This window comes from Vibrio kyushuensis (assembly GCF_050337325.1).
Classification (GTDB): Bacteria; Pseudomonadota; Gammaproteobacteria; order Enterobacterales; family Vibrionaceae; genus Vibrio; species Vibrio kyushuensis.
On the sequence record NZ_JAKJSV010000010.1, the window covers coordinates 74,870 to 98,702 of the forward strand.

Annotated in this window: 22 protein-coding genes; 11 read left to right on the forward strand and 11 right to left on the reverse strand. The window is 41.1% G+C overall.

The window, feature by feature from the left end; translation table 11 throughout:
- Positions 1–362: 362 nt before the first annotated feature.
- Positions 363–1,979, reverse strand: a complete 1,617-nt coding sequence (locus L4D20_RS20090; RefSeq protein ID WP_428803368.1) for an MFS transporter — start codon at positions 1,977–1,979, stop codon at positions 363–365.
- A 233-nt stretch (positions 1,980–2,212) separates the two neighbouring features.
- Entirely contained in the window at positions 2,213–3,043 is an 831-nt protein-coding gene (locus tag L4D20_RS20095) for a substrate-binding periplasmic protein (RefSeq protein WP_428803369.1), read from the reverse strand.
- A 366-nt stretch (positions 3,044–3,409) separates the two neighbouring features.
- On the opposite strand from L4D20_RS20095, the gene L4D20_RS20100 reads away from it, so the two are divergent.
- The 5 genes from L4D20_RS20100 to L4D20_RS20120 all read left to right on the forward strand — a co-directional run bounded on the left by L4D20_RS20100 (position 3,410) and on the right by L4D20_RS20120 (position 8,305).
- On the forward strand, positions 3,410–4,084 hold the full coding sequence (locus tag L4D20_RS20100) for a helix-turn-helix transcriptional regulator (protein WP_428803429.1): 675 nt from the start codon (positions 3,410–3,412) through the stop codon (positions 4,082–4,084).
- Positions 4,085–4,109: 25 nt separating this feature from the next.
- Positions 4,110–4,493, forward strand: coding sequence for a RidA family protein (locus tag L4D20_RS20105; protein ID WP_248010210.1), 384 nt, complete (start codon positions 4,110–4,112; stop codon positions 4,491–4,493).
- Between the two features lie 24 nt (positions 4,494–4,517).
- Positions 4,518–5,927: a cation:dicarboxylate symporter family transporter gene (locus L4D20_RS20110; RefSeq protein ID WP_428803370.1), complete on the forward strand. Its 1,410-nt coding sequence runs from the start codon at positions 4,518–4,520 to the stop codon at positions 5,925–5,927.
- Between the two features lie 67 nt (positions 5,928–5,994).
- Positions 5,995–7,317, forward strand: a complete 1,323-nt coding sequence (locus L4D20_RS20115; protein WP_428803371.1) for a CoA-disulfide reductase — start codon at positions 5,995–5,997, stop codon at positions 7,315–7,317.
- Between the two features lie 181 nt (positions 7,318–7,498).
- Entirely contained in the window at positions 7,499–8,305 is an 807-nt protein-coding gene (locus L4D20_RS20120) for an MBL fold metallo-hydrolase (RefSeq protein WP_428803372.1), read from the forward strand.
- Positions 8,306–8,366: 61 nt separating this feature from the next.
- Here the strand turns inward: L4D20_RS20120 and L4D20_RS20125 are convergent, their stop codons facing one another.
- Positions 8,367–10,400, reverse strand: coding sequence for a metallophosphoesterase family protein (locus L4D20_RS20125; protein WP_428803373.1), 2,034 nt, complete (start codon positions 10,398–10,400; stop codon positions 8,367–8,369).
- Positions 10,401–10,585: 185 nt separating this feature from the next.
- Here L4D20_RS20125 and L4D20_RS20130 point away from each other — a divergent pair, with 185 nt between their 5' ends.
- Positions 10,586–10,990, forward strand: coding sequence for a hypothetical protein (locus tag L4D20_RS20130; RefSeq protein ID WP_428803374.1), 405 nt, complete (start codon positions 10,586–10,588; stop codon positions 10,988–10,990).
- A gap of 20 nt (positions 10,991–11,010) precedes the next feature.
- On the opposite strand, the gene L4D20_RS20135 is transcribed toward L4D20_RS20130, so the two are convergent.
- Both L4D20_RS20135 and L4D20_RS20140 read right to left on the reverse strand, forming a co-directional pair.
- The gene (locus L4D20_RS20135) at positions 11,011–11,565 is read right to left on the reverse strand and encodes a DUF1415 domain-containing protein (protein WP_428803375.1); all 555 of its coding nucleotides are present in this window, start codon (positions 11,563–11,565) and stop codon (positions 11,011–11,013) included.
- Between the two features lie 59 nt (positions 11,566–11,624).
- Entirely contained in the window at positions 11,625–12,848 is a 1,224-nt protein-coding gene (locus L4D20_RS20140; protein WP_428803376.1) for an MFS transporter, read from the reverse strand.
- 122 nt (positions 12,849–12,970) lie between these two features.
- Between L4D20_RS20140 and L4D20_RS20145 the strand changes: the two genes are divergently transcribed.
- Positions 12,971–13,840 (forward strand): LysR family transcriptional regulator, encoded by an 870-nt coding sequence (locus L4D20_RS20145; RefSeq protein WP_428803377.1) that lies wholly within the window; start codon positions 12,971–12,973, stop codon positions 13,838–13,840.
- Positions 13,841–13,858: 18 nt separating this feature from the next.
- On the opposite strand, the gene L4D20_RS20150 is transcribed toward L4D20_RS20145, so the two are convergent.
- The gene (locus L4D20_RS20150) at positions 13,859–14,086 is read right to left on the reverse strand and encodes a glutaredoxin family protein (protein ID WP_428803378.1); all 228 of its coding nucleotides are present in this window, start codon (positions 14,084–14,086) and stop codon (positions 13,859–13,861) included.
- Between the two features lie 158 nt (positions 14,087–14,244).
- Between L4D20_RS20150 and L4D20_RS20155 the strand changes: the two genes are divergently transcribed.
- A complete protein-coding gene (locus L4D20_RS20155; RefSeq protein ID WP_428803379.1) occupies positions 14,245–14,745 on the forward strand; it encodes a YgjP-like metallopeptidase domain-containing protein in 501 nt (166 codons plus the stop codon).
- 7 nt (positions 14,746–14,752) lie between these two features.
- Positions 14,753–15,790 (forward strand): 23S rRNA (adenine(1618)-N(6))-methyltransferase RlmF, encoded by a 1,038-nt coding sequence (gene rlmF / locus L4D20_RS20160; RefSeq protein WP_428803380.1) that lies wholly within the window; start codon positions 14,753–14,755, stop codon positions 15,788–15,790.
- A gap of 228 nt (positions 15,791–16,018) precedes the next feature.
- Here rlmF and L4D20_RS20165 read toward each other — a convergent pair whose 3' ends face one another.
- From L4D20_RS20165 to metA, 4 genes are all read right to left on the reverse strand, one after another.
- Positions 16,019–17,923 carry a putative bifunctional diguanylate cyclase/phosphodiesterase gene (locus tag L4D20_RS20165; RefSeq protein ID WP_428803381.1) on the reverse strand — a complete coding sequence of 635 codons (1,905 nt, stop codon included), beginning with the start codon at positions 17,921–17,923 and terminating at the stop codon, positions 16,019–16,021.
- A 424-nt stretch (positions 17,924–18,347) separates the two neighbouring features.
- Positions 18,348–19,226 (reverse strand): acyl-CoA thioester hydrolase/BAAT C-terminal domain-containing protein, encoded by an 879-nt coding sequence (locus L4D20_RS20170; protein WP_428803382.1) that lies wholly within the window; start codon positions 19,224–19,226, stop codon positions 18,348–18,350.
- 57 nt (positions 19,227–19,283) lie between these two features.
- Positions 19,284–20,009 (reverse strand): type IV pilus biogenesis/stability protein PilW, encoded by a 726-nt coding sequence (pilW, locus tag L4D20_RS20175; protein ID WP_428803383.1) that lies wholly within the window; start codon positions 20,007–20,009, stop codon positions 19,284–19,286.
- 180 nt (positions 20,010–20,189) lie between these two features.
- Positions 20,190–21,131: a homoserine O-succinyltransferase MetA gene (metA, locus tag L4D20_RS20180; RefSeq protein WP_428803384.1), complete on the reverse strand. Its 942-nt coding sequence runs from the start codon at positions 21,129–21,131 to the stop codon at positions 20,190–20,192.
- Between the two features lie 131 nt (positions 21,132–21,262).
- On the opposite strand from metA, the gene L4D20_RS20185 reads away from it, so the two are divergent.
- The gene (locus L4D20_RS20185; protein ID WP_428803385.1) at positions 21,263–21,655 is read left to right on the forward strand and encodes an ATP-binding protein; all 393 of its coding nucleotides are present in this window, start codon (positions 21,263–21,265) and stop codon (positions 21,653–21,655) included.
- The gene (locus L4D20_RS20190) at positions 21,634–22,056 is read left to right on the forward strand and encodes a DUF3859 domain-containing protein (RefSeq protein ID WP_428803386.1); all 423 of its coding nucleotides are present in this window, start codon (positions 21,634–21,636) and stop codon (positions 22,054–22,056) included. Before L4D20_RS20185 ends, L4D20_RS20190 begins: the two co-directional genes overlap by 22 nt.
- Before the next feature lie 3 nt (positions 22,057–22,059).
- Here L4D20_RS20190 and L4D20_RS20195 read toward each other — a convergent pair whose 3' ends face one another.
- Positions 22,060–23,571, reverse strand: a complete 1,512-nt coding sequence (locus L4D20_RS20195; RefSeq protein WP_428803387.1) for an EAL domain-containing protein — start codon at positions 23,569–23,571, stop codon at positions 22,060–22,062.
- Positions 23,572–23,833 lie beyond the last annotated feature (262 nt).

The following is a 23,833-nucleotide window of genomic DNA, read 5'->3' on the forward strand; positions in this document are numbered from 1 at the left end:
TTAATCGTATTTACGCGTAAAAGAAGCCTATTGATGAATTTTTATGGCTCTGTGCCAACATAAATCGAAGGTTTCTGATGAGTGTTAAACCTTTATACTGAGGCTAACGGTTAGGCATGTTTGATAGGGAGTCACGCAGTGGAGGCGTGCTTTCGATTGCTGATGGATCTCGCTCAACCTAGTGTATTAACAGGCATCAATGATGTTTAAGTGGATGGAGAGCACTTTAGATTGATGCGTTGTTCGAGGATGCAATCAAAGGCTAGGAGAATCGTTTGATAGAAAAAATCCCTACCACATTGTGATAGGGATTAACTTGAACTGCATAGCCTTTAAAGCTTTGGGCTGTGGTTACCGCATCACTACGCTTTGTTCTGCATCAGAGATTTACGCGGAAGACCACGACAAATCACTAGGCCAGACGCTACGATAAGCATAAGAGCAAACATTGTTTTGATTGCTGAGCTATGACGAGCTTCTGAGTTAATGGCAAGGATGATATTTGCTTCTTCTTTGCTTTCAGTTACTTCAGCAAGTAAAAGTTCAAAATCAGTCGTGCTTGTAAACGGTAGAGCAGGGATAGCAAGTACTGCTTCTTTTGTTTCAGCCGATAGCGCAGCGTGGTTTGTTACGTTGTCTTTGATTTCACCTGTAAGTGAGAACATAAGCACAGAACCCAGTACCGCTACACCAAATGCTTGACCTACGTTACGCGAAGTTGCTTGGATACCACCAGATTGCTCAGCATCACGCTGCTCTAGAGCGCTTGTTACTGTGATAGACGCTTGAGTCATAAGAAGACCAACACCAAAACCAAAGATAGCTAGGCCAGCATGTTGTAGCGGGTTAACACCTGATTCAGTAAAGCCAAATGTAGCGATAACCAGACCAACGAATGAGATAGCGAAGCCTAGTAGACAAACTGAACGAACAGTCATGTTAGCCATTTTAGCCGGAGCAACAACGGTACCAATAATCATACCAACAGCGAACATAGTCATAAGAAGACCTGCGGCCATTGCAGAAGCACCACCAACAACTTGAACATAAGCGATGTTAATGAACAGAGAACCGAACATTAGGAATACGATAGCACACAGGTAAAGACCGATAAGTACTTGCTTGTTCTTAACAAACGTCGATGGAATAAGTGCTGTACCGTGTTTCGCTTCGAAGCTCTTTTCCCACTTCATTAGAATGAACAGTGTGATTGCGCCGAATGCAACTAGCGGAAGTGCAGGTGAAATACCCATGATGCTAGTGTCTGAAATTGGTGCAATTAGGCCCCACTCAGAAATCTTAAGTAGACCAACGATTGTTGCTAGTAGACCAGTAGAAGAAAGGATTACGCCGACTAGGTCGAATTTACCTTCGAACTTCGTTTTAGGCATTGCATCTAGCTTGAATGTCGCTAGGAACACAATGATGAAGTAAGCGGTAACACCCATAAATGAAGGAGTAAAACCAAATGCGTCAAGTGCCGCCCCCATTGCTAGAGGAACAACAGCTGTTGCAAGACCTACGGCACCAGCGATACCAGCAAACGCGATTGCTTGGTCTTTACCTTGGTATAGGCCTGCAACGTGCGCAAGGATTGAAGGTACTAAGAATACCGCACCAAGACCAGCTGCTACACGACCACCAAAAATTAGCACGTCCATATTAGGAGCAAATGCTGCAATCAAAGCAGAAGCAGCAAGTAGAAGTGCACCTAATCGAAGTTGACGGCCCCAGCCTATGAATAGACCTGTAAGGCCACCAACAACCATACCCGCACCAGCAATCAGCGGGTACATAGCGTTAGCAAATTGGATTTCTGGCATGGTAGCGCCAAGTTGTGAGATTAGTGCTTCCGTAGCAACAGCGAAACCGCTGTTATCTAGCATCGTTCCTAGTTGAGCTAGAATAAGAATACCTAAGCTCAGCCATTTTGTTTTGCCGGTAATTTCTTGGTTGTTGGATTCGAGAGTCGTGCTCATTGGGTGTACCTCAGAGGTTCAGATTAATTGGTGTCGTTATTGATTTTTTCGTGGGTATTATTCAGTTGAATGACCGCTGAGGCTAACGACAAAAAATGAACTTAAATGGGCTTTCTAAGTCTTTGAATAAACGAGTTTTATATTTTTTGTGTCACTTTTTGTGTTGGAATATGTTGCTTGTTTGTAGAAGGTGAATGTTTGGTTTCTGGCTGGGTTTTTTAGGCATTCTATTGTTATAGATAGGGCTGCCAATCTATCAACCCATACTTTTTCATAATCGTATCTATTGCATCTGTTTTTCGTAATTCTCCCATCTTTGTATCAAAATACTCTATTAACTTATCTACCTTTTCTGCTTGTTCCGGATCGGGACTGAAAGCCATATAAATCGCTTCTGCTGAGACACAGCCTGCTGATTTTATCTCTTCACCCATACCTAATTGTGCAATCGTGTACATGGTTGAGTTATAAGTAAAAAGGAAGGTGTCGAGTCTCTCTTGTTTTACCATATTTAAATTACGTGTAATAAAGTCATCATCATAAGGAAAGAAGCTAAACTGACCTTTATTGTGAGTGACGTAATCATTCAATTCGGCGATTGAGGTATCGTAAGCGATACCAATACGCAACCCTTCAAGCGACTCTAATCCTTCATATTGCCAAGACGATGAACGACTGGCGAAAAAGCACATCCTCTGTACGCCGATTGGATTATTAGGAAAGCGAAGACCAGGCGCTTCACTTTTAGCTGGAGAGAGAAGTGCGAGCGCTTTTCCTTCGAAGACGCCTTGAATAGCGCGACTCCAAGGATAAGTGGTAGAAACTATGTAATAAGGGCTATCAATGAAAACTGCATTGACCGTATCCATGACATAGCCTTGTTGATCTTTATGATTGCATAGCTGAGGGCACCAATCGATAGCGTTAATGTTAATCGCACCTTCGCGATTAATCGAATGAGTGTTTGATGAGGTTAGGCTAGAGCCATAGCAAAGAAGAGGCATCGTCAGTATACAAGTCGAGAATAAAGAAACGCTGTAATAACGGTACTTTCTTAAAGTCATTCTTTATTTCAACCTATGAGGAAGTCTGTTTAATATTGTTAACTTTAGTTGCTCACTTTCTCAATAGGCAAGCGACCCAAAGTGATTTTTGGTGGTATTAAGGCCACTTTGGGGCGCATTTTGCGTCACTTTTATCCTTAATAGTTTAATATTGTAAACTTTGGTAAAGGTAACAATTCTTTACTATATCCACACTATTAGTGAGATCTTTATCAATTAATTGATTAAAATCAGCACTAAATACCTTGATGTAGCTCAATTTTAGACTTTTTATTAGTTGAAAATAGTTTACTGAAATTTGCCGAATTACTACTAATTGGGTAGTCTACCCCTCATAGAGTAAATTAATGTAAACGGATGAGTGAAATGCTAAAGCAAGTGATGTTTTCTCAACAAGATCGAGAGTCTTTGATTAACTACTTTCGCTTGGCAGATACCATAGCCGATCTGATCGGCCCTCACTGTGAGGTGGTTATTCATTCGTTTGAAAGCTTCGAAGAGTCTGTCGTTAAGATCGTTAATGGTCATCATACTGGTCGTGCAATTGGCGCTCCAATTACCGATCTTGGCTTGAAAATGTGGCGTGATTATGAAAATTCAGGCGTCGTATCACCAAAGAGTTACTTCACTAATAGCTGCGATGGCTCACTTTTAAAGTCAACGACTTGCATATTGGCGGGTTACGACAATAAAGCGATTGGCATGCTTTGTATCAATATGAATCTTTCGTTCCCGTTTCCAGAAATCATTAAAACATTAATGCCCGATGTCTCGGTGACCACCTCTATGGTCAATGAAAATTTTAGTACTAACGCTACTGATGTTATCGAGCAAGCGTTAAGCAGTGTTATTGAAGAGATTGATAATGATTCATCTGTCTCTGTTAAAGGGCGCAATAAAGCAATAGCAAAACGTCTTTTTGATAACGGTGTTTTCGAGTTAAAGGAAACAACCACACAAGTTTCAGAACGTTTGGGCATTACGCGCCAAGCGATTTACAAATATCTACGCGAATTCAAATCAGAAATTTTAATCAATTAATAATCAAAATATAGGTGTATCAATAATGAAGAAAATCATTAATACCAACGAAGCGCCAGCAGCTATCGGGCCGTATTCACAAGGTGCGACATTTGCTGACTTGGTATTTAGTTCAGGTCAACTTCCTTTAGTTCCTGAAACGATGGAGTTTGTTGAAGGTGGAATCACTGAGCAATCTCGTCAGTCATTAGAAAACTTAAAAGCGGTATTAGAAGAGGGTGGTGCTGGCATTGATACTGTCATCAAGACTACTTGCTTCTTATCAGACATGGAAAACTTCGCTGCATTTAACGCAGTGTATTCAGATGTATTTGGAACGGAAAACGCACCAGCTCGCTCTTGTGTTGAAGCTGCTCGTTTACCAAAAGACGCATTGGTTGAAGTTGAAGCCATTGCTTATCGTAAGTAATCACAGGGTTGGTTGGAGTATCTTATGAGTTTTACATTTATCGCACTTAGTGTTCTGTTCTTTGCCTTTTACGTCATACTTTCTAAATTTAAGAAACAGAAAAAAACGTTTAATTTCCGTGTTCTATCCGCTTTAGTTGGTGGTCTACTGTTTGGTGGCGCTATTCAACTGACGTTAGGCTTTGGTAACGAAGCAGTAAACGGTTTCGCTGAGTTAATCTCAGTATTTGGTAAAGGCTACATCAAACTTCTACAAATGATTGTTATCCCGCTTGTATTCGTAGCGATGATCTCTTCAATCATGAACGTAGAAGGTGGTGGTGCACTGTCGCGTATCGCGCCTAAAGTGATCGGCGTTCTTATTGTAACGTGTGGTCTTTCTGCATTAATTGGTGTTGCTGCAATCTACATCTTCGGTATTGATGCAAACGCACTTGTTAGCACTGTAGGTACAAGCGCAGCAATGGACGCTCGTGGTGCAAACCTTGCTTCTACACAAGAATCAATGGCGAACAATGGTCTAGCAAGTCTTGCTCTATCTATTATCCCAGCGAACATCTTCGACATGCTAACGGGCTCTGAAAGAACATCTACGCTATCGACTGTTCTATTCGGCATGTTCCTTGGTTACTGTATCCTACAAGTAAGAACTCGTCGTCCTGAAAAAGTACAAAGCTTTGTTGATTTCATCAATGCTGCAAAAGAAGTTGTACTGTCTATGGTACGTGAAATCTTGAAGCTTACTCCATATGGTGTATTCGCTCTGATGACAACGTTCATGATGACAAACGATCTGTTTGCTCTTGCTGAAATGGGTCGCTTCCTTGTAGCAAGCTACGCTGCAATCTTTGTAATGTACGCTATCCACATCGGTATGGTTGCATTCACTGGTTTGTCTCCAATGCAGTTTGTTAAGAAGACTTGGCCTGTACTTGTGTTCGGTTTCGGCTCTCGCTCAAGCATGGCTGCTATCCCGCTAAACGTTGAAACTCAAACTCAACGCATGGGTATCGATGAAGAAACAGCAAACATGTCAGCAACGTTTGGTACAAGTATCGGTCAAAACGGTTGTGCGGGTATCTACCCAGCAATGCTAGCTATCATGTCTGCTCAAGTTATGGGTATTCCTGTAGACTTCGCATTCATCGCTCAACTGGTTGCTGTAATCGCTATCGCCTCTTTCGGTATCGCAGGTGTTGGTGGCGGTGCTACATTCGCTGCAGTTGCTGTACTGACTATTATGGGCTTGGATATCACCGTTGTTGCAATCCTAGTATCGATTGAAGCACTGATTGACATGGCTCGTACAGCGCTTAACATCTCTGGCTCTATGCTATCGGGTGTTCTAACGGCTAAGAAGAATGGCACGATGGATGAAGAAGCGTATAACGCTGAACATGCGAATCCATCTTCAGACAGTGAAGTAGTTGCATAATCACTATGTAACTTTAAATTAGCTCCTTCGGGAGCTAATTTTGTTTAATTTTTATAGGTAATAAAAGATGACAACAGTAATCGTAGGTGGCAATGCCGCTGGTATGAGTTTCGCTGCAAAATATAAACGAAATCAACCAAGTGAAGAGATCATCGTTATCGAAAAACGTGATTACGTTTCGTTTGGTGGCTGTGGTTTGCCATATTTCACAGCGGGTATGTTTGATGATACGGAGCGCCTGATTTCACGCACTCCAGAGCAAGCCATTGCTTCAGGTTTGGATTTGCGTTTGGACTCTCAAGTTATCGGTTTAGATAAAGCCAACAAGTCTGTTTCGATTAAAACAAGCCAAGAAGAATATGAACTCGCGTACGACAAACTGATCGTATGTACTGGTGCTCGTCCAATCATCCCTAAATTTGGTGAGTACAATTCTGAGCATGTTTATACACTAACAAGCATGGAAGATGGACTTGCCGTTAAAGAAGCATTCAAAAACAAAGAACTGAATAATGTTTGTATCATCGGTGCGGGCTTTATTGGCCTAGAAGTTTTTGATGCAGCAGAACACCTAAATAAAAACGTAACGATCATCGAGCGCGAAGCAACGGTAATGAGCCGTCAATTTAGCCCAGAAATGATTGATACGGTTGAAGATGATATCCGTGAAAGTGGCGCTGATCTGAAATTAGGCTGTAGCGTTCAAAGCATCTCTGATGCTAAAGACGGTGGCTACGAGATTCAGACTGATGATGGTGTTGTAAAAGCAGACGTTGTTATTATGTCACTTGGCTTCAAGCCAAATACAGAAGCGTTTGATTTGCCGAAATATGATAATGGCGCTCTATTAACGAATGAATTTGGTCAAACTGAAGACGAATACATTTACGCGGTTGGTGACTGTGCAACAAGCTATCACATCGCTATGGATAAAATGGTTTATCTTCCACTTGCGACAACTGCCAATAAGCAAGCCCGTATGATGGCGGATCACCTTGCAGGTAAAGACACATTCCTTGATGGTTTCTTGGGTTCGTCGTGTCTGAAAGTACTGGATCTTGAGTTGGCGTGTACGGGTATTTCTGAAGTCGTTGCGAAAGAGCATGGCATTGCATACAAGACGTCTATCATCAAAGATAAGAACCAAACAGATTACTGCCCGGGTCAAGAAGACATTAAGATAAAAGTACTCTACCATCCTGAAACAAAAGTACTTTTGGGTGGTGAAATTATCGGTAAGAAAGGTGCAGTTGGTCGTATTAATGCGTTAGCTGTTGCGATTACCGCTAAGATGACGACTCAACAACTAGGTTACTTAGATTTCGCTTACGCGCCTCCTTTTGCTCGCACATGGGATGCACTAAACGTTGCGGGTAACGTTGCGAAATAAAAAGAAATTATCACCTTCGATATGAAATTTGAAAAACCAGTCATTAATCATGACTGGTTTTTTTTCGTTGATAGTTTTCTCAATTACTGACGATTATCGCTTTGCAAACTACACTCATAAATACGATCTCGGTATCAGTTTAATCCATTATAAGCATTAACGTTTAGCGTTAGGGGGCGACATGGCCAAGCAGAAAGTTCAGCATTTCTTTCATCCCGTTTCAGGCACAATCAGCTACGTAGTATCCGACATTGCAACGAATGAAGCGATCGTTATAGATCCTGTGGCAGACTATAATGAAGCCACAGGAGAAGTGACTTTTGAGTCTTCTCAGATGATTCTGCATTACATCGAAAAGCATCAATTACACGTCACAGCAATCCTAGAAACACATATTCATGCAGATCACCTGACAGGTTCATTCTTCTTACATGAAAAGCTCAACGCACCTATCCATGTGTCAGATGCAGTGAAAGAAGTATACGCAACGTGGAAAGACGATTTAGCACTGAGTGAGATGTACGAATTTGAAAACTATTTGTTGGATCACGAGCACCTTGGATTCGGCGATTCAGACTTGGAAGTTATCAATACTCCGGGGCATACGCCTTCTGACCTGACCTACAAAGTAGGAGATGCCGTGTTTGTAGGGGACTCTTTGTTTCATCATGGTACTGGGCGGGCTGATTTCCCCGGAGGTAGCGCGAAGCAGATGTTTCATTCATTAACCAAGCTCTATGATATGGACGATGATACTAAGGTGTATTTGTGTCACAACTATCCTAAAGCAGTGGATGAGTTGGTCCACATGACAACGATTGGTGAAGAGAAGCATGAGAACTGTTTTATCCAAGAGGAGACGACAGAACAAGAGTTTGTCTGTCACCGAGAAGAGAGAGATGAGCAACTTGCTGAACCCAAATTAATTAACCCTGCGTTGGTGTACAACTTAACCTGTCAGTTACCTAGACCACAACAAATGCAGTAGGCTTTACCCACGAACAAAATAAAACCCGAACGCATAATACGTTCGGGTTGATCTGCCTGTTTTATTTTCTGATTAGCGCAATTTCGATGTCTTTGTTGGCAATTGTCCACCAAAGGTTTTCGTGATTGCTGTCGTAACCCACAACAGGGTAGTCACCACAGTTAGGGCTTGGTAGTTGTGGTGGGTTGTTAGCAAAGTCTTCGTCCCACGGTAGATCAACAATACAATGCGCTGGTGTAATAGGACTCCAGCTACCATTGATACGTTGACCCAAGAGAACATTGTTTGCTTGAGTGTTTTTATCGGTTTTAAATTCGATACCGTAGTTATCACCAATGATCTCTTTTACATCCCAACCTTGAGTAGCTGTAGCTGGAAGATCTACCGGTAATTTACCACAGTGCTCGAAATTCGGGTCGATAGGATCTTTCCATTCGCAATCAGGCCTTGAACCATTTAAACCGAATACTTGAGATATATCATGCTCACCACCGTGGGAATTTTGATACACACCACCATGGTTCTGCATGCCACTCACTATTAAAATATCAGACGCTGTATTTGAATTTTTTGACTCCCAACTTAATGTAACGTGTTTTTTCATATCGATGGTTGTTGCTGGGATGACAACTGTTCCTTTACGAGCACCGAACTCATCCTCGCCGTTTTCCCCCGGCATGATTCGATTGACGGCATTAAGGTTTGGATCCCAGCTGCTGTTTTTAGTGAATAGGAATTGATAGCTCAAACGCATCAAGTCGTTCATTGACTCTGCTCGTTTTAAGCCTTCATGAAAGCTTAAATTACGCTGAGTTGTATCGACACGGTTAAAGGTGTTGTTTGTTCCACCAATCAATTTCGCCGTTTCGCCGTTGCTTCCCATGCAATCCGCCGTTTTGTACTCAACAATATGGTTGAGAATGGGGCGTTGACTTTCTGGGATTGAGTTTGGATACACTAAGGTTTCACAACGCTCTAGAGTTCGGCTAAAGGTATCCATTAACGTCCATTGTGGATCGGCTAACTCTTTAGGGCCTTCTTCGTTCTTTTTGATTGTATGCGGTGCGTAATAAGCATGGTAATCAGTACGTTGACCATCAAATGTTAGAATTGCCGCATTAGCATCGTAATGGTGTGAATCCATACTGGTATCATACGTTGCCATTTTATGCTGAATGACATCTTGAATTAACTCTCGTTCGCCGTAACGATACTCGTAACCTTTGTATGAGGCATTACCACTAATAATTTGTGTGTAAGAGGGCATGCGGTAATTGCCACCACTAGGTGTTGACGCTAGTGTATCGACGGTTGAACGACCACCGGGATCGTTAGAACCTAGAACACGAGCATGAATTTGTGAACGTTGATACATGTGCTCATGGCCTTGAACCCAAATAACATCGTGCTCTGCGAAGGTTTCACGGATCTCTTTATGGACATCAAATAGACGATTATCATCCTTGATTCCCTCTACAATTTGTTCACGTGTTTCGCCATACTTCGCGCCGATCAGGCCGTCATGACTTGCAATCACAACGTGATCAAACTTACCTTCATTGTCAGCCAGTACGTCTTGAATCCACCCAAATGCGATGGGCAGGTTGTAGTAAGCTAGGCCAATCATTAAGACGTTGTCTCGTACCACGTAGTAGTTTAGCCACTCCGCTGAAGGCATGTGAACGGCATCTTCAGGAATGAAATGACGCATATTCTCAATCCACTCAACGGTGTAAGCCCAGCTGGTTTCGTGATTACCCATGACAGGTAAGAACTCCATACCGGCATCGCGATATTTAGTAGCCACACCGACCCACTGTTCCCATTCATGCGTTGAGCCGTTATCGGTTAAATCGCCAACTGGAATAACAATGTTCACACCTTCTTTTTGGTGCTTGGCTAAAACGGCTTCCATTGGGTGAACAGCAACGTTCCAACCGCCGCCTTGAGTGTCAGGAAGCAAGCCCACTTTCACAGAGTGAGGGCTAAGGTTTGAATCGTCTCGCTCACTTGTAGAATCTGAACTTTTACAGCCAGCTAGAATTGCTGTGACGGCAAATGCAATCGCTGTGTGTTTTATAGGTAGTTGAAACATAAGATACTCTTTTCAATACAACAAAATTTGAAGGAGGCATCTTAGGAGTTGTTTATGACAGATTTGTGTATTTTAAATCGGATATTCTTCTATGTGATACTTATTCAAAACTCTTAAAACTGTAATAAATTCATCATATTTAAGTGTGATTCTATGCGCCCTCTAACTCTTTAGGATTATTAAGAATGAGTGCAAAAAGGTTACTGTTGATTGGTGTTGGAATGTCTACTTTGATGAGTATGAATGGAACGGCATTAGCTAACCATGTCGATAAAGAAAAAGTAGTATTTGATCTAAGTGAAGAAGCGACATGCCTTGTTGCTGCGAACTATCTAGAACTTGATAGAAGTGACGTTCACCAGAGCAATTTTAAACAAATCGCGGTTGAATACGCAGTCCCAACGGATATGTCAGAGTTGATCACTGCTCGCGCTGAAGCTGAATACGGTCATTTTATAGAGCGAGCCAATAAGCGCTACGAAAAAGAGGCTTTGCCAGCTATGTTGCAGTCAGCGTATACCCATCGCTGCTTGTTTATGAATGGTTATGAGGCTGGTCGACAGTTCAATTCTGAACCGCCAACCATATAAGACACCTAGCGAAATTGGGATTATTTACTCAATAGGTAAGGGAATAATGTTGCTTTCTCTTGTGCTGTTAAAGCCTCAACTCGAGCAATATTAGTGTCAGGGATCGCTTCAGGATTAGGGTAGTGCTTTAACGCTTTTTCCATTGACTCTTCTCTTATCAAATGAAGAGTAGGGTAAGGCGAACGATTCGTAAGGTTTTCAGTATCTTCCGGCTGTGTGCCATGGAAGTAGTAGTTCGGGTGGAAGGTGGCTACTTGATAGATGCCTTCATAATCTTGCTGCTTTATAAGACCATCGACCCAATCTAAAAAGAAGTTATAGTCCATGAAGTCTTGAAGCATATCAGGGATAACAACGAGTGTAGTTTCTAACTCTTTAGGGTCTTTGCTGTCGAGTATTTGAAACTCCTCTAGGATAAATTCTAGAAGTTTCTCTTCAGTTGTCGCAGGCGTTACCGCTATTTTGATCTGCTTATTTTTATTAGGTTTGTGTGCGAATGGGCACAGGTTTAACCCTACAATTACATCCACTAACCATTGCTCTGTTTGCTTCTCAGCCAATTCATATTTATTCATTAGAGATTCTTAACTAATTTTTGCAACAGGATAGCAGAAATTGAGACGAAGAATAGCCTCTATGGCCTGACGGTATTAGCCGCTGCATCTGTGACCTGAATTGCCTGAATTTTTGTGCGTTGATAAAGAGCGTAGCAAAGTGAGAACAGTAACGCGTATAAAACCATGCCTCCCATTGCAACGCTAATCCAGCCGCCGTGTTGCCAGCAATAGATCAGAAAGAAACCGCCTAAACTGCCCCCGATATAGTAGTGCATGAGATACAAAGCGGTAGCCGTGGCTTTTGCGTGTGTCGCCTTTTGGCTTACCCAAGAATAGGCGAGCGTGTGGGTGAAAAAAGCACCAAAGCTAATCAGTAAGAGCCCAATCAACATCATAGGAAGTGTATCGTTCAAAGCGACCCACATTCCAATCATACTAATGATACTACCTGTGACCATACCTGACAGCGGCTGCTTGGATTGTGTCCATCGCCCGGTTAGTTTGGAGCTGATAGTTCCAGCTAGGTAACAAAGGAAAATTAATGAGGCGAGACCGATAGGAAGATTATGAGGCTCACTGACTAAGCGAAACGCCATGACTGAGTACAAGTTAACAAACAGTGCGAAGTTCACACCGCCAATGAGCATAGCGAACCAAATCGTACGGTTTTTAATGTGTTTGACTAAGGCTCGGTTATGGTGGAAGAACAGCCCACGTTGCGGAGTGAAGTTTTCCTGCTGAGGTAAAATAGCGCTAACAATAATCGCTCCCACAAAAGTAACGATAGCCATGATGGTAACAGCATACTGCCAACTAAATAAATCGGCTAAAGTACCGCCGAGAATCCGGCCGAAGATACCACCGAGAGAGTTAGCAGCAATATAGCCTCCTATGGCGCGACCAAACGCAGCAGGGCTGAGTTCTTCTACCATGTAAGCGACTGCCACAGATGCAAAGGCAGCAAGCGCTATTCCCATCAAGCCACGAGTAATGAGTAATACCCAATAGCTATCGCTGATTAACATCATGGCGCCAATAACAGGCATAGAAAACAGCCCGATTAACATCACTTTTCTTCGTCCAAATGACTCTGAACAAATAGCCCAAGGGACGAGAAAAATGGAGAGGGCAAACGTCGAGGCAGCAAATACACCATTTATCTGTGTTTCAGAAACAGAGAAATGATCTGCAAGCAAAGGAAGAATAGGTTGAAAAAGGTAAAGATTACAAAAGACTAAAAATGAACCTAGCGCTAAGCTTAGTGTGATTTTTCGGTATTTTGCGCTACCAAATTCGACCATGGGGGTTCCTGTTTACTGATACGTCTGGGTATTAGTTAGTGACTATGTGATCAAATTAGCAGTGAAATTTCGATTAATAAAATATATTAATGATATTCAGTCAATATAAATAATATATCACCATGGATTCAAGACAGCTGAAACATTTCGCTATGGTTGCTCAGTACGGGCACTTTACGATGGCAGCCAAAGCACTGAATATCGCTCAACCGGCTTTAAGTATTTCTATTAAGAAGTTTGAGCAGCAATTGGGTGTCATGCTATTTAAGCGGCAAGACAGGAAAGTAGAGCTTACCCATGAAGGGCGAGTGCTTCTAGATCATGCGAAACGTATTTTGCAGCAACTGGATGATGCAAAGCTCGCCATGGATGAATTGATAGGGCTTGATAAAGGAGAGGTACGTCTAGGCGCACCTAGCATGATGGGATCTTACTTCTTTCCTGAAATATTGATGGCGTTTAAATCCCTTTACCCAAACCTAAAGCTCACGCTAGTGGATGCGGGAACTCAATCGATTCGGGAGATGTTATTAAATGGAGAACTCGATATAGGCGTCGTTGTAAATAAGGATATTCCGGTAGATTTAGAAGTCGATCATCTGATGACAGGAGAGATGGTAGCAGTTGTATCTGAACAACACCCGTTAGCTAACCACGAATCAATATCATACCCTGAGTTTTTTGAACATGAATTGGTAATGTTTAAGCCCGGTTACTTCCATCGCGATTTCATCGATAAGGTGTCACGAGAAGGAGACTATGACCTTAAGTTCTCGTTTGAAACGAACCTAATTCCCATGATACTCAATATTGTAAAACGAGAGTTTGCTATCTCAGCTTTATTAAATTTAGTGACAAACCACGAGCCGGGAGTGGTAGGCATTCCATTTGAAGAACCAGTAAAAATGGATCTCGTTTTAGCATGGAGAAAAGAGGGATATCAATCGAAAGCCGATAAAACGTTTATCGACTTTGTTAAGCAGTATGTCTAGGGGAAATTGAAGCTCGTTTTAGGAGCTGTACATCTTATCGAAGTTCTTTTGATTCCAGCCAACCATCACTTGATCGCCGATTTTAAGAACCGGTATTGAGCGAGCACCCATAGCTTGTAGCTCTTTTCTTCCGCGCTGCATTTTTGCGTTGGTCAAACGATACTTTAAACCTTTAGAGTCAAGGTAGCGTTGAGCGTCTTTGCAGTGAGGACACTTATCGGCAACATAAAGGACTATACGTTTCATAACGGATTCTCAATAGATTAAACAGTACATGGAGAGCTTTTAAGCGCAGGAGTTTAGCGGAAAACACTCATCGAGAAAAGTACGCTGACAAAATCAATGATTCGAAGGGCTAAATCCGATAAACTTAGCGGCCATTAATCACCATCGTTATCCTATCTATGCACTCTTCACTCCGTTATGTTCAGGGCTATCCAGAGCATATAGTTTCTCAAATAGAACAGTTGGTTTCTTCTAATAAACTGGTCGCTTGGTTTGAATCACGCTATCCAGAAAACCATGTTATCAAAAGTGAAAAAGCGCTGTTTGAATATACGATGGCAATTAAAAACCGCTACATGAAAAAAACGGCACCACTAAGTAAGGTGGTCTACGATAGCAAGATCCATATTATTAATAATGCGCTCGGCCTTCATACTTACGTCAGTAAAGTTCATGGTGGCAAGATTAAATCGAAGAATGAAATTCGCATCGCGAGCATATTTAGAACCGCGCCTGAACCACTACTTCGCATGCTCGTTGTCCATGAACTCGCTCATATTAAAGAGAAGAGTCACGATAAAGCCTTCTACCAACTTTGCTGCCATATGGAAGCCGATTACCATCAATTGGAACTAGATGCTCGAATGTTTATGATCTATCAAGAACTAAAAGATAAGTGATATCGATATGAAACCAACAAGAAAAAAAACGAAGAATGAATCTGATAGTTCAGCGATGAAGATAAAGACCGTTCAAAGCGAAGTTGGCTTACACAAGCGGAATAAGCATCATGGTCGCTATGATTTTGAGGCACTTATAGCAGCTCTACCCGACCTAAAAGCGAGTGTTATTTTAAACCCTCGTGGCGAGCAGAGTATTGATTTCTCAAACCCGGTTTCAGTTAAGCTACTCAATAAAGCTTTATTGGCTCATCATTACAGTGTGTCTGACTGGGATATTCCTGAAGGTTACCTTTGTCCACCAATTCCGGGTCGAGCCGATTACATTCACCGAGCCGCTGAATTATTATCTAAAGAGTGCAAAACAGTTAAACACTCATTGGTTAGAGCACTTGATATTGGTGTAGGGGCAAACTGCATCTATCCAATTATTGGCGCGACTGACTATGGGTGGCAATGTGTAGCGAGTGATGTTGATGAGGTTTCAGTTCAGAACGCAAATGAGATTGCGCAGCGTAATCAGAAATTGAAGGATAAAGTTGAGTGCCGATTACAAACTAACAGCCAGTCATTTTTTGCAAATATCATCAACAAAGGCGAGTTTTACGACATAACTACCTGCAATCCACCGTTTCATAAATCCCTCCAAGATGCAGAGCAGGGTACCCAACGAAAAATCAAAAATCTGAAGGCGAATAAAGTTAAAAAAGGCACGCTTAAGCTTGATGGTGCCAATAAGAAAACGACAGCATCAACGCTTAATTTTGGTGGTCAAAAAGCAGAGCTTTGGTGCCCGGGCGGCGAAGCGGAATTTATTAAAAACATGGCAATTGAAAGTAAACAGTACGCTGATCAGGTCTTATGGTTTACTACGTTAATCTCAAAGAAAGAGAACGTAAAGTGGATGCAGAAAACCTTAGAAACAATTGGCACAGTTGAAATGAAAATTGTGGATATGTGCCAAGGACAAAAGATCAGTCGGTTCGTTGCATGGACATTTAAAAGCGAAACTCAGCGAAAACAGTGGTTGAAGCTAAAAAGTTAACCATTAAACAATAGGGGGTAACTGGCGATGGATATTGAAATTTATATGCCTTGTAACCCTGACTGGCTTTGCGATGGCTTATTATATTCATTCGGATTCATCGGCATTGTTGGCTTGCTATTCTTCGTTGTCGTTCTGTATAGGGAGTATAAGAAAATAAACACTCCCTTTAAACAAGGTAAGAAAAATGGGAAGCAGTGAGGCTTCTTTCGTCGTCGTTGGTACTTGCTAATGAACGAAACATTGGGCGGTGACGAAGTGATCTAAGTTATTCGGGCTAACTGGGCGGCTTAGATAAAAACCTTGGCAATAGTCGATGTTACTTTCGTTTGCATAATTTAGTTGTTCTGCTGTTTCTATACCTTCGGCAATAACGGGAATGTTCCTAGCTTCGCAAACGAGCTTAATTGCTTTGATAACCGCTCTGTTAAACGGGCTAAGTTCATTCATAAATTGCTTATCCAATTTAATGACAGAAATCGGTAGAGTATTTATCTTATCTAGGTTTGAGAACCCTGATCCAAAGTCATCAAGTTGTAAACTAAAGCCATTAGATTGTAGAGCGAGTAAGCACTTATAGCTTTCCCCATTATCATCAATAACGAGTAAGTCAGTCACTTCAAATATAATCTGCTCTGGTTTCACATTGAACTGGTCTAAAATTTCGAGTACCTGTTCTGGAAATTCCTCTGACAGTTGATACGAGCTTAAATTGATATGGACAGCCCAGTATCGGCTGTTATTCCAATCTTTGAGTTGTTTACATACAGCTTTGACCACCCACAAACCTATTGAGGGCATCAGCCCCGATTGTTCCGCCAAAGGTATAAACTCGGAAGGTGATATATCACCAAGTAGTGGGTCATTCCAACGCATTAGCGACTCTAGTGAAGATAGTTGGCCGCTCTTTGTATCAAAGATAGGTTGATAGACTAGGTTAAACTTATCTTCTTCGAGAGCTGTGACCATCTGTTGGCGAAGCGTAGATTTACGATGAAGGTCGCTGAGCATGGTAGGTGCAAAATGATGTGCTCTGTTACGCCCTTGCTCTTTTGCACTTAGCATCGCAACATCTGCAAAATTAATGAGTTGTTCAAAAGACTGACTATGGTCTGGAAAGTTTGCGATGCCAATGCTACACCCTACGTTTATTCGGCCAATCTTTTCTATATCAATAGGCTGATTGCATTGATGAATGACTAATTGGGCAAACTCTACTCCGCATACTTCCGGTAAATATATGATGAATTCATCACCTCCAAAACGGGCTAGGGTTGCGCCACAAGGGAGAATCGATTTTATCTTGTGGGTGATCTCTTGAAGCAGTTGATCGCCAACAGGATGGCCATAACTATCGTTGACCAATTTGAAACCATCAATATCGATGAACAGTACGCTGTATTTTTCTACATAAGGAGAGCTATCAATTTTCTTAATAATTCCTTTCCGATTTAATACTTGGGTAAGAAAGTCATGATCAGATTCATGTATTGCCCCATGATATGCATGCTTTTCATCATCCATATTGATGAGCTTCATTAGAACTTGTTGTTTGTCATCTAGCCAACGTATTTCCAGATTAAACCAATGGCTACGTTTTCCTATGAAACTTTTGTGGACGGCATGTACTACCTTTTCCTTCTTGATCCTATCTATCCATGAATCTGCAAGAGCACTGTTTCCGACAAACTCTCCTAGAGTAGTAAATGTCGGTTTATAGCAACGAGTGAATGAATCGTTAAAGCTAATGGTACTTCCATCAGCATCAAATAAAATTGAGTTATTTGAGTGCTCGCTAAAAGCGAGTACCTCAGCAAGCATTGCTTTCTCACCGTTTTCTAAATCAATGCCCGAGAAATTGAACAAGATTTTTTTAACTTTGTTTTTTGGAGAAAGGTGCCACCAAGTTTGTATAGATTCGCCTTTTTCAAATAAAGAGCGATAGTAGAGCAAGGTAGCTGAAACAGCCTCTGACATTTCGCTTTTAAGATCTCTAGAGTAAAGCTCTTCACGGCAATCGGACTCCCAAACATCTAATGCTGAGTCATTAGCCAAGATAACACGCCCATCGCTTATGCTGTATATCCAAATAGGTGTATGTAATTTTTGAGGTAGCTGAGGTAATGAAATCACGATGGTCTGCCTGACGTACTTTCAGCAAAGTATTACGACTACAGCACTTTGCTAATTTTTATTAATTGGAAAGAAAGGTATAAATATAACCAAGATCTATAGGTGCTTTCGTGCTTATGATTAGTGTTATATCACTCAGTAACAAAGAACTTTTTGGCCATATCTATGGTAGAGATTATCAATTTATATCGTTTAAAATAAGGTGCAGTTTGATTTTTTAGCCGGTGTATATGTAACGTGATATTTCACTTATAAGATGCCTCTTTGATTGAACATTCAAAGAGTTCTTGAGACGCTCTCGGTGCATTGTGTAGTACGGTAGCGTTTTATTAATAGTAAGTTGTTGTTCGTATATTGGATGTCAGAGTTCTGAGCCACTCAAACGAGAGTGGCTTATGAAAGAAAGGTAGTTGAAGCTTAGTAGCTATTGAGTATGGTGCTCTTTGATAAATGCGAGTACATCGTTCCAGCTTTCGTTGTAAACATAATGACCGGTATTGTAGACAATATGCTTATATGGGTACGTATATTGCTCTGATTTTAGTCGCTCAAGTATCTGCCAGCCCATACGAGTAGAAGGCCAAACTTCATCTTTAGAACCAGAGGTTATAAGAATGGCTGCGGAGGAATTTTCAACTGGGATTAAACTGTCTTTAACGTTATCAGGCGAATCAATCACGCTATACCAAGGGTCGACGTTAAGCATTTGCTTATGACAAATATTTGTAATGGGTTTTCCACCTTTAGTCCAAGCTGGTCTACATGGATCCGTTTTCACCATATTCATCCACTGCTCAGGTGTTTGAGTTTGATCGAACGACCCCCAGACGAATGAACTAGGTGCACCAGCGATAACGACATTAATTTTATCAACGTGAGTCGCGAGTATTAAAGCCAATTCAGCGCCCCGGCTTGTTCCATAAATAGCGATACCACCTTTTTTAACCTCTGGTTGTCTTTCCAACCAATCAAAAGCTTTATCGAAGTACTCTAAAGGAACATTTGTCAGACTATCAGGAATATTGCTATGTGAGTTGTAATCAAAATAAGACAACCCCATAACTGCATAGCCACTATCTACTAGTTCTATTACACTAGACATGACGAAAGGGTATTTAGCTGCGAAGTTACCGCCGTCAGATCCACCCCATATTACGACAGCAGGTTGGTTTTTTGAGCCCTCTTGGTAATAATAGGTACCTACAATTCCGCTGGCGTCGATTGTTTTTGACGTAAATGCAAAGGTAGCCGTTGAAAATAGGCAACACAGAAAAATGGTTAAATTTAAAACTATCCTTTTCATATCATCTCCTCTTTTAGTCTGTGGCAGCAATAACGTGTATTTTTGAAAGTTGCGATTCTATGATTCTCGAGCGATTAGCTGATCTAACTGACGCTGATATTTTTCGATTAAAGCTGCATTTCCTGCTCGGGTTTCAAGCTCTACGAGTAATGTTAATGAGGGCTGACGTAAACCATAGCGTTGGTGGAATTTCATCAATCTAATTCGCGCATCAGTAAATTCGTTTTGTTCGATTTCGATTTTGGCTAACTGTAGTGTTGATCTTACTCGGTTCGGGTCGTGATCAAGTGTTCGCTCAAAATAACCTTTAGCTTTAGCGATATCTCCTGCCTTTAAAGAACAAAGAGCGGCGTTTTCATAACTGCCAGAAATCAGGTAGTAGTATGGCTGCTTTATGGCTCGATTAAAGTAGTCATCGGCTTGTTTGAAGCTTCCTTGTTTGCACAAAAAAGTACCGTAGTTATTGAGTATATTGCCGTTGTTCGGTTCTAGGCGAAGCGCACGCTTGTAAGTTTTTTCTGCGGCTTGTGGCTCACCGACTGATTCATAATAGTGCGCCATGCTTAATTGCGAGCGATAGTAGTTGGGTGCGTGTTGAAGTGCTTTTTCAAAATTCTCTCGAGCTTTGATCATATTACCTTGCTCTAGGTAACCTAATCCTAAAGCTACGCGTGTCTCAGCCATTTCAATGGTTGATGCTTTGGTAGGCGGTTCACCACCATCAGTCACTGTAATACAGCCTGCTAGTGACAGCAGTGATATCGCAGAAAATACCTTCTTCATTGAGCGCTCCTTATTAGCAAGCTCATAATATTCCGAATACTTCTACGATGATTGGTTAATAAAAAACAATGCGATCAAGTTTGCAATCATAAAAAAACGGCCACATTTGTGACCGTTTTATCCATTAGTTACTAACCAAATACTTAATAAGTAACAGCAGGTTAGACGATAAATCTAAGACTAATCATCTTTGGTAAAGTGGTCTTCACTAAACTTATCAAGATCGTAAGGTGTTTGTTGGTAAACACAGTAATTAAGCCAATTTGAAAACAACAAATGACCATGACTTCGCCAACTCGCACAGGGTTTATTATCCGCATTATTATTCGGATAGTAGTTAATTGGCATCGCTGGTTCCATGCCTTCTCCTAGATCACGAATGTACTCATGATGCAGTGTTAAAGCATCGTATTCAGGGTGACCAGTAACAAAAACATTTCTCTTGTCTTTTGTTGCTGCCAAATAAACGCCTGCAATATCAGAGCTTGCAAGAATATCTAGGTCAGTATGCTCTTCTAAAAATTCTGTCGAAAAGTCCGCATAGCGAGAATGAGGGGCTAAGAAAGTGTCATCAAAACCACGTAAAACAGGATGATAAGGTTGATGAATTTCATGGTGATAAACACCCGATAATTTATCTTTACGGGTTCGTTTAGGTAAGTCGTAGAGCAGTTTTAGTCCAGCTTGCGCAGCCCAGCATACGTATAACGTTGATGTTACATGGCTTTTTGCCCAACTCATTATCGTTTTAAGATGATCCCAATAAATCACATCTTCAAACTGTACGAGACCAAGGGGAGCACCGGTAATAATTAGCCCATCGAAGTTACGGTTTTTTACCATCTCAAATTGACGATAGAAATTATCAAGGTGCTCGGTCGGCGTATTTTTACTTGGGCGGTCATCAATGCGCAGCAGCTCAACATCAACTTGAAGTGGACTGTTTGATAATAGGCGCAAGAATTGAGTTTCAGTCTCAATTTTCTTAGGCATAAGATTTAAGATCAACACCTTTAGAGGACGGATCTCCTGAGTAGAGGCGCGAGATTCCGGCATGATAAAGATGTTTTCTTCTCTTAAAACATCGGATGCAGGCAGTTGATCGGGGATCTTAATCGGCACAGCTTTTCTCCCTTAGCTATTGTTTTAGACGTCTATACATCCAAACTTAGCGCAATCGGAATGAGATGTCGATAGCAAATTCAATCTAAATTGCGTTACTATTCATACTTGCTCGCTATGAAATATTAATCATGACTCAGACGTTGACTCTTATCCGTGGCTTACCTGGCTCAGGGAAATCTACACTTGCACACTCAATGAATATTCCACATTTTGAAGCAGACATGTACTTTGTAAACGCTAAAGGTGAATACCGTTATGATGTAGAGCTGATTTCAAAAGCACATCAGTGGTGCTTTAACCAAGTTGAACAGGCTGTGCTAAATGGTGACAGTGTCGTTGTATCCAACACGTTTGTGCGCCGTTGGGAGATTCAACCGTATTACAAATTGGCCATTCAGCATGGGATTAAGTTTGAAGTGGTTGAATGTACGGGAGCGTATGAAAATATTCATGGTGTGGACAAAAAGACAATTCTTAAAATGAACAAACGGTGGCAGCAATGGCAAAACGATCGCCAGTAATCGAAATAACTTCTTATGGAATCTATACTCAGTGGGATTCTCGTTCTAAACACTTACCGAAAATCCAAGAGTTTACAACCGATGTGCCTGCTGAGATTGATGTTGAGTTCGGCCTTATTATAAATATCAAAAAAGCGAAGGGTGAAAAGTTTTCGTTCTGTATTGATCACCCCGGTATATTGAGCAAAAAAGGAGAGCCTCTAGAACCATTTACTGGTGAAGAGTACATCAACAGTAACGACTATGACTTTTACCTAGGTGACACCGTCTGGGAGCCTTTGGAAGATAAACTTGGCAAGTGGAGCATGACGATCGAATTACAAGGCCGTGTAGTCGCAGAGAAAACGTTCCACTTGACGGCTAAAGATGAGCAACAGTTTTGGAAACATCGCGGATTTTAAGGACTAACTTGCCTTCTCTTCAAACAAGCGTTTAAGTTTAGGCAAAGGTAGTGGTTTAAAAAAGTAGTATCCTTGTAGAACAGCAACATTTTGATCAACCAAATAGTTTACTTGATGTATGGACTCAACCCCTTCAGCAACGATGGTTACTCCTAGTCTATGGCCCAAATCGATAATAGCGTTTAATACTGGTGCACTAACTGATTCGATGCCAATGGTATCAATGAAGCACTTATCTACTTTCAAGTAATCAAAATTAATGGATTGAAGAACAGAAAGTGACGTGTGCCCTGTACCAAAGTCGTCGATAGATACTTTAATACCTTTTGTTCTTAACCGTTTAATCGTATCTCGGCCAGTCTCATCTAACATCTGCCTTTCAGTGACTTCTATTGTTAGTATGTATCCAATCTTAAAAAACTTTTCTCTGTATGAATCTAGTAGATCAATGCACTTGTGTTGGTGCAAGTAACTTGGTGGAACGTTAATCCCTAAGTGAATAAGCTTGTTACTTGGAAGTTCAGATAAGTCTTGCAACGCTGTTTCAATTACATAATCAGTGATTCTATTAATAAGACCTTGCTGCTCAGCAAGTGGAATGAATACGTCTGGTCGAATTAAGCCTAGCTTTGGGTGATTCCATCGAATTAGAGCCTCTACGCCGGCAATATTTTGATCGGCCGAATTAATGAGTGGCTGGTAGCATAGGAAAAACTCATGACGGACTAACCCTTTTTTTAGATCATCCACTAGAGTTGAACGCTTACGAAAACCTTTCATTGACAGGAAGATAATCAAAGATACTAGCAGAGATACCGCTACGGCTCTGATACATGCAAGTACTAGATTATTGGCCACGTAAGAAGAGTTCGCTTCAACTAATACATCAAAATTAAATTGCTCAGATCGACTGTATGCGTGGGTATTCTTAGGGGAGAAAGAACTATGATGTGGATAAAACTTGTTTCGGAACTTTAATGTTACGGAGCTAGATTGGCTATTTGCTACCGTTGTAAACTTTTCAAGTAGGTGATTTGTATTTACTATCGAGAAAATACCGGAATGTTTATCATTAACTTCAGTATTGACAACAAATAAGGTTCGCTGCGAGGGATCTTTATTTATATCAACGAACGCGGCACCATCATCGTTACCCTCTGCTTTTATAAATGGACTTAAATCAATATTAATAATACCGCGCTTAGAAGAGCAAACCGCAATATCATTTTTTACTACGATAAGTTCTCTTGATGTATTTTCAAACATCAGGTTTTCTTGCATTTCGTTGCAATCAATTGGTTCGTTTATTGCGGCAAGATTATCGGATTGAAGATCGCTAATCGTACTTACTAATAACAGTTGGTAAGCCTTGGCGTTATCGTTCATTTCTTGTTGAATCGAGTTCATAGTAACAACGATAGACGTTGATGTAATAGCTACCAAAGGCAGGATAACAATAAGTAAAAAGTGCTTAAGCGGAGTGGGTATGACTAACGATGATAAATTAATGGTCATAACGCCTGCTGGACTGTGTGGTGAGAGAAGAATGCGTGTTACTAGGTGACAGTATAGTAAGAGAAATGACAGAAAATAATAGTAGGGAGAAATTATTCTGACACTATTCTCACTTTCGCTTTGAACTAAGGTCTCATTTTTTAAGGTGTTAGTTAATTTTATGCAAAAATAGGTCGTAGCGAGTCAGGGTTAGGGTGATACAGATGATGCAACTTGTTGATTAATAAATTGGTTATTTAAGATAACATGTAAATAAAAACAA

Bases quoted from the DNA above. Each gene is read 5' to 3' on its own strand.
- L4D20_RS20090 (WP_428803368.1), bottom strand. From the start codon at position 1,979: ATGAGCACGACTCTCGAATCCAACAACCAAGAAATTACCGGCAAAACA.
- L4D20_RS20095 (WP_428803369.1), bottom strand. From the start codon at position 3,043: ATGACTTTAAGAAAGTACCGTTATTACAGCGTTTCTTTATTCTCGACT.
- L4D20_RS20100 (WP_428803429.1), top strand. From the start codon at position 3,410: ATGCTAAAGCAAGTGATGTTTTCTCAACAAGATCGAGAGTCTTTGATT.
- L4D20_RS20105 (WP_248010210.1), top strand. From the start codon at position 4,110: ATGAAGAAAATCATTAATACCAACGAAGCGCCAGCAGCTATCGGGCCG.
- L4D20_RS20110 (WP_428803370.1), top strand. From the start codon at position 4,518: ATGAGTTTTACATTTATCGCACTTAGTGTTCTGTTCTTTGCCTTTTAC.
- L4D20_RS20115 (WP_428803371.1), top strand. From the start codon at position 5,995: ATGACAACAGTAATCGTAGGTGGCAATGCCGCTGGTATGAGTTTCGCT.
- L4D20_RS20120 (WP_428803372.1), top strand. From the start codon at position 7,499: ATGGCCAAGCAGAAAGTTCAGCATTTCTTTCATCCCGTTTCAGGCACA.
- L4D20_RS20125 (WP_428803373.1), bottom strand. From the start codon at position 10,400: ATGTTTCAACTACCTATAAAACACACAGCGATTGCATTTGCCGTCACA.
- L4D20_RS20130 (WP_428803374.1), top strand. From the start codon at position 10,586: ATGAGTGCAAAAAGGTTACTGTTGATTGGTGTTGGAATGTCTACTTTG.
- L4D20_RS20135 (WP_428803375.1), bottom strand. From the start codon at position 11,565: ATGAATAAATATGAATTGGCTGAGAAGCAAACAGAGCAATGGTTAGTG.
- L4D20_RS20140 (WP_428803376.1), bottom strand. From the start codon at position 12,848: ATGGTCGAATTTGGTAGCGCAAAATACCGAAAAATCACACTAAGCTTA.
- L4D20_RS20145 (WP_428803377.1), top strand. From the start codon at position 12,971: ATGGATTCAAGACAGCTGAAACATTTCGCTATGGTTGCTCAGTACGGG.
- L4D20_RS20150 (WP_428803378.1), bottom strand. From the start codon at position 14,086: ATGAAACGTATAGTCCTTTATGTTGCCGATAAGTGTCCTCACTGCAAA.
- L4D20_RS20155 (WP_428803379.1), top strand. From the start codon at position 14,245: ATGCACTCTTCACTCCGTTATGTTCAGGGCTATCCAGAGCATATAGTT.
- rlmF (WP_428803380.1), top strand. From the start codon at position 14,753: ATGAAACCAACAAGAAAAAAAACGAAGAATGAATCTGATAGTTCAGCG.
- L4D20_RS20170 (WP_428803382.1), bottom strand. From the start codon at position 19,226: ATGAAAAGGATAGTTTTAAATTTAACCATTTTTCTGTGTTGCCTATTT.
- pilW (WP_428803383.1), bottom strand. From the start codon at position 20,009: ATGAAGAAGGTATTTTCTGCGATATCACTGCTGTCACTAGCAGGCTGT.
- L4D20_RS20185 (WP_428803385.1), top strand. From the start codon at position 21,263: ATGACTCAGACGTTGACTCTTATCCGTGGCTTACCTGGCTCAGGGAAA.
- L4D20_RS20190 (WP_428803386.1), top strand. From the start codon at position 21,634: ATGGCAAAACGATCGCCAGTAATCGAAATAACTTCTTATGGAATCTAT.
- L4D20_RS20195 (WP_428803387.1), bottom strand. From the start codon at position 23,571: ATGACCATTAATTTATCATCGTTAGTCATACCCACTCCGCTTAAGCAC.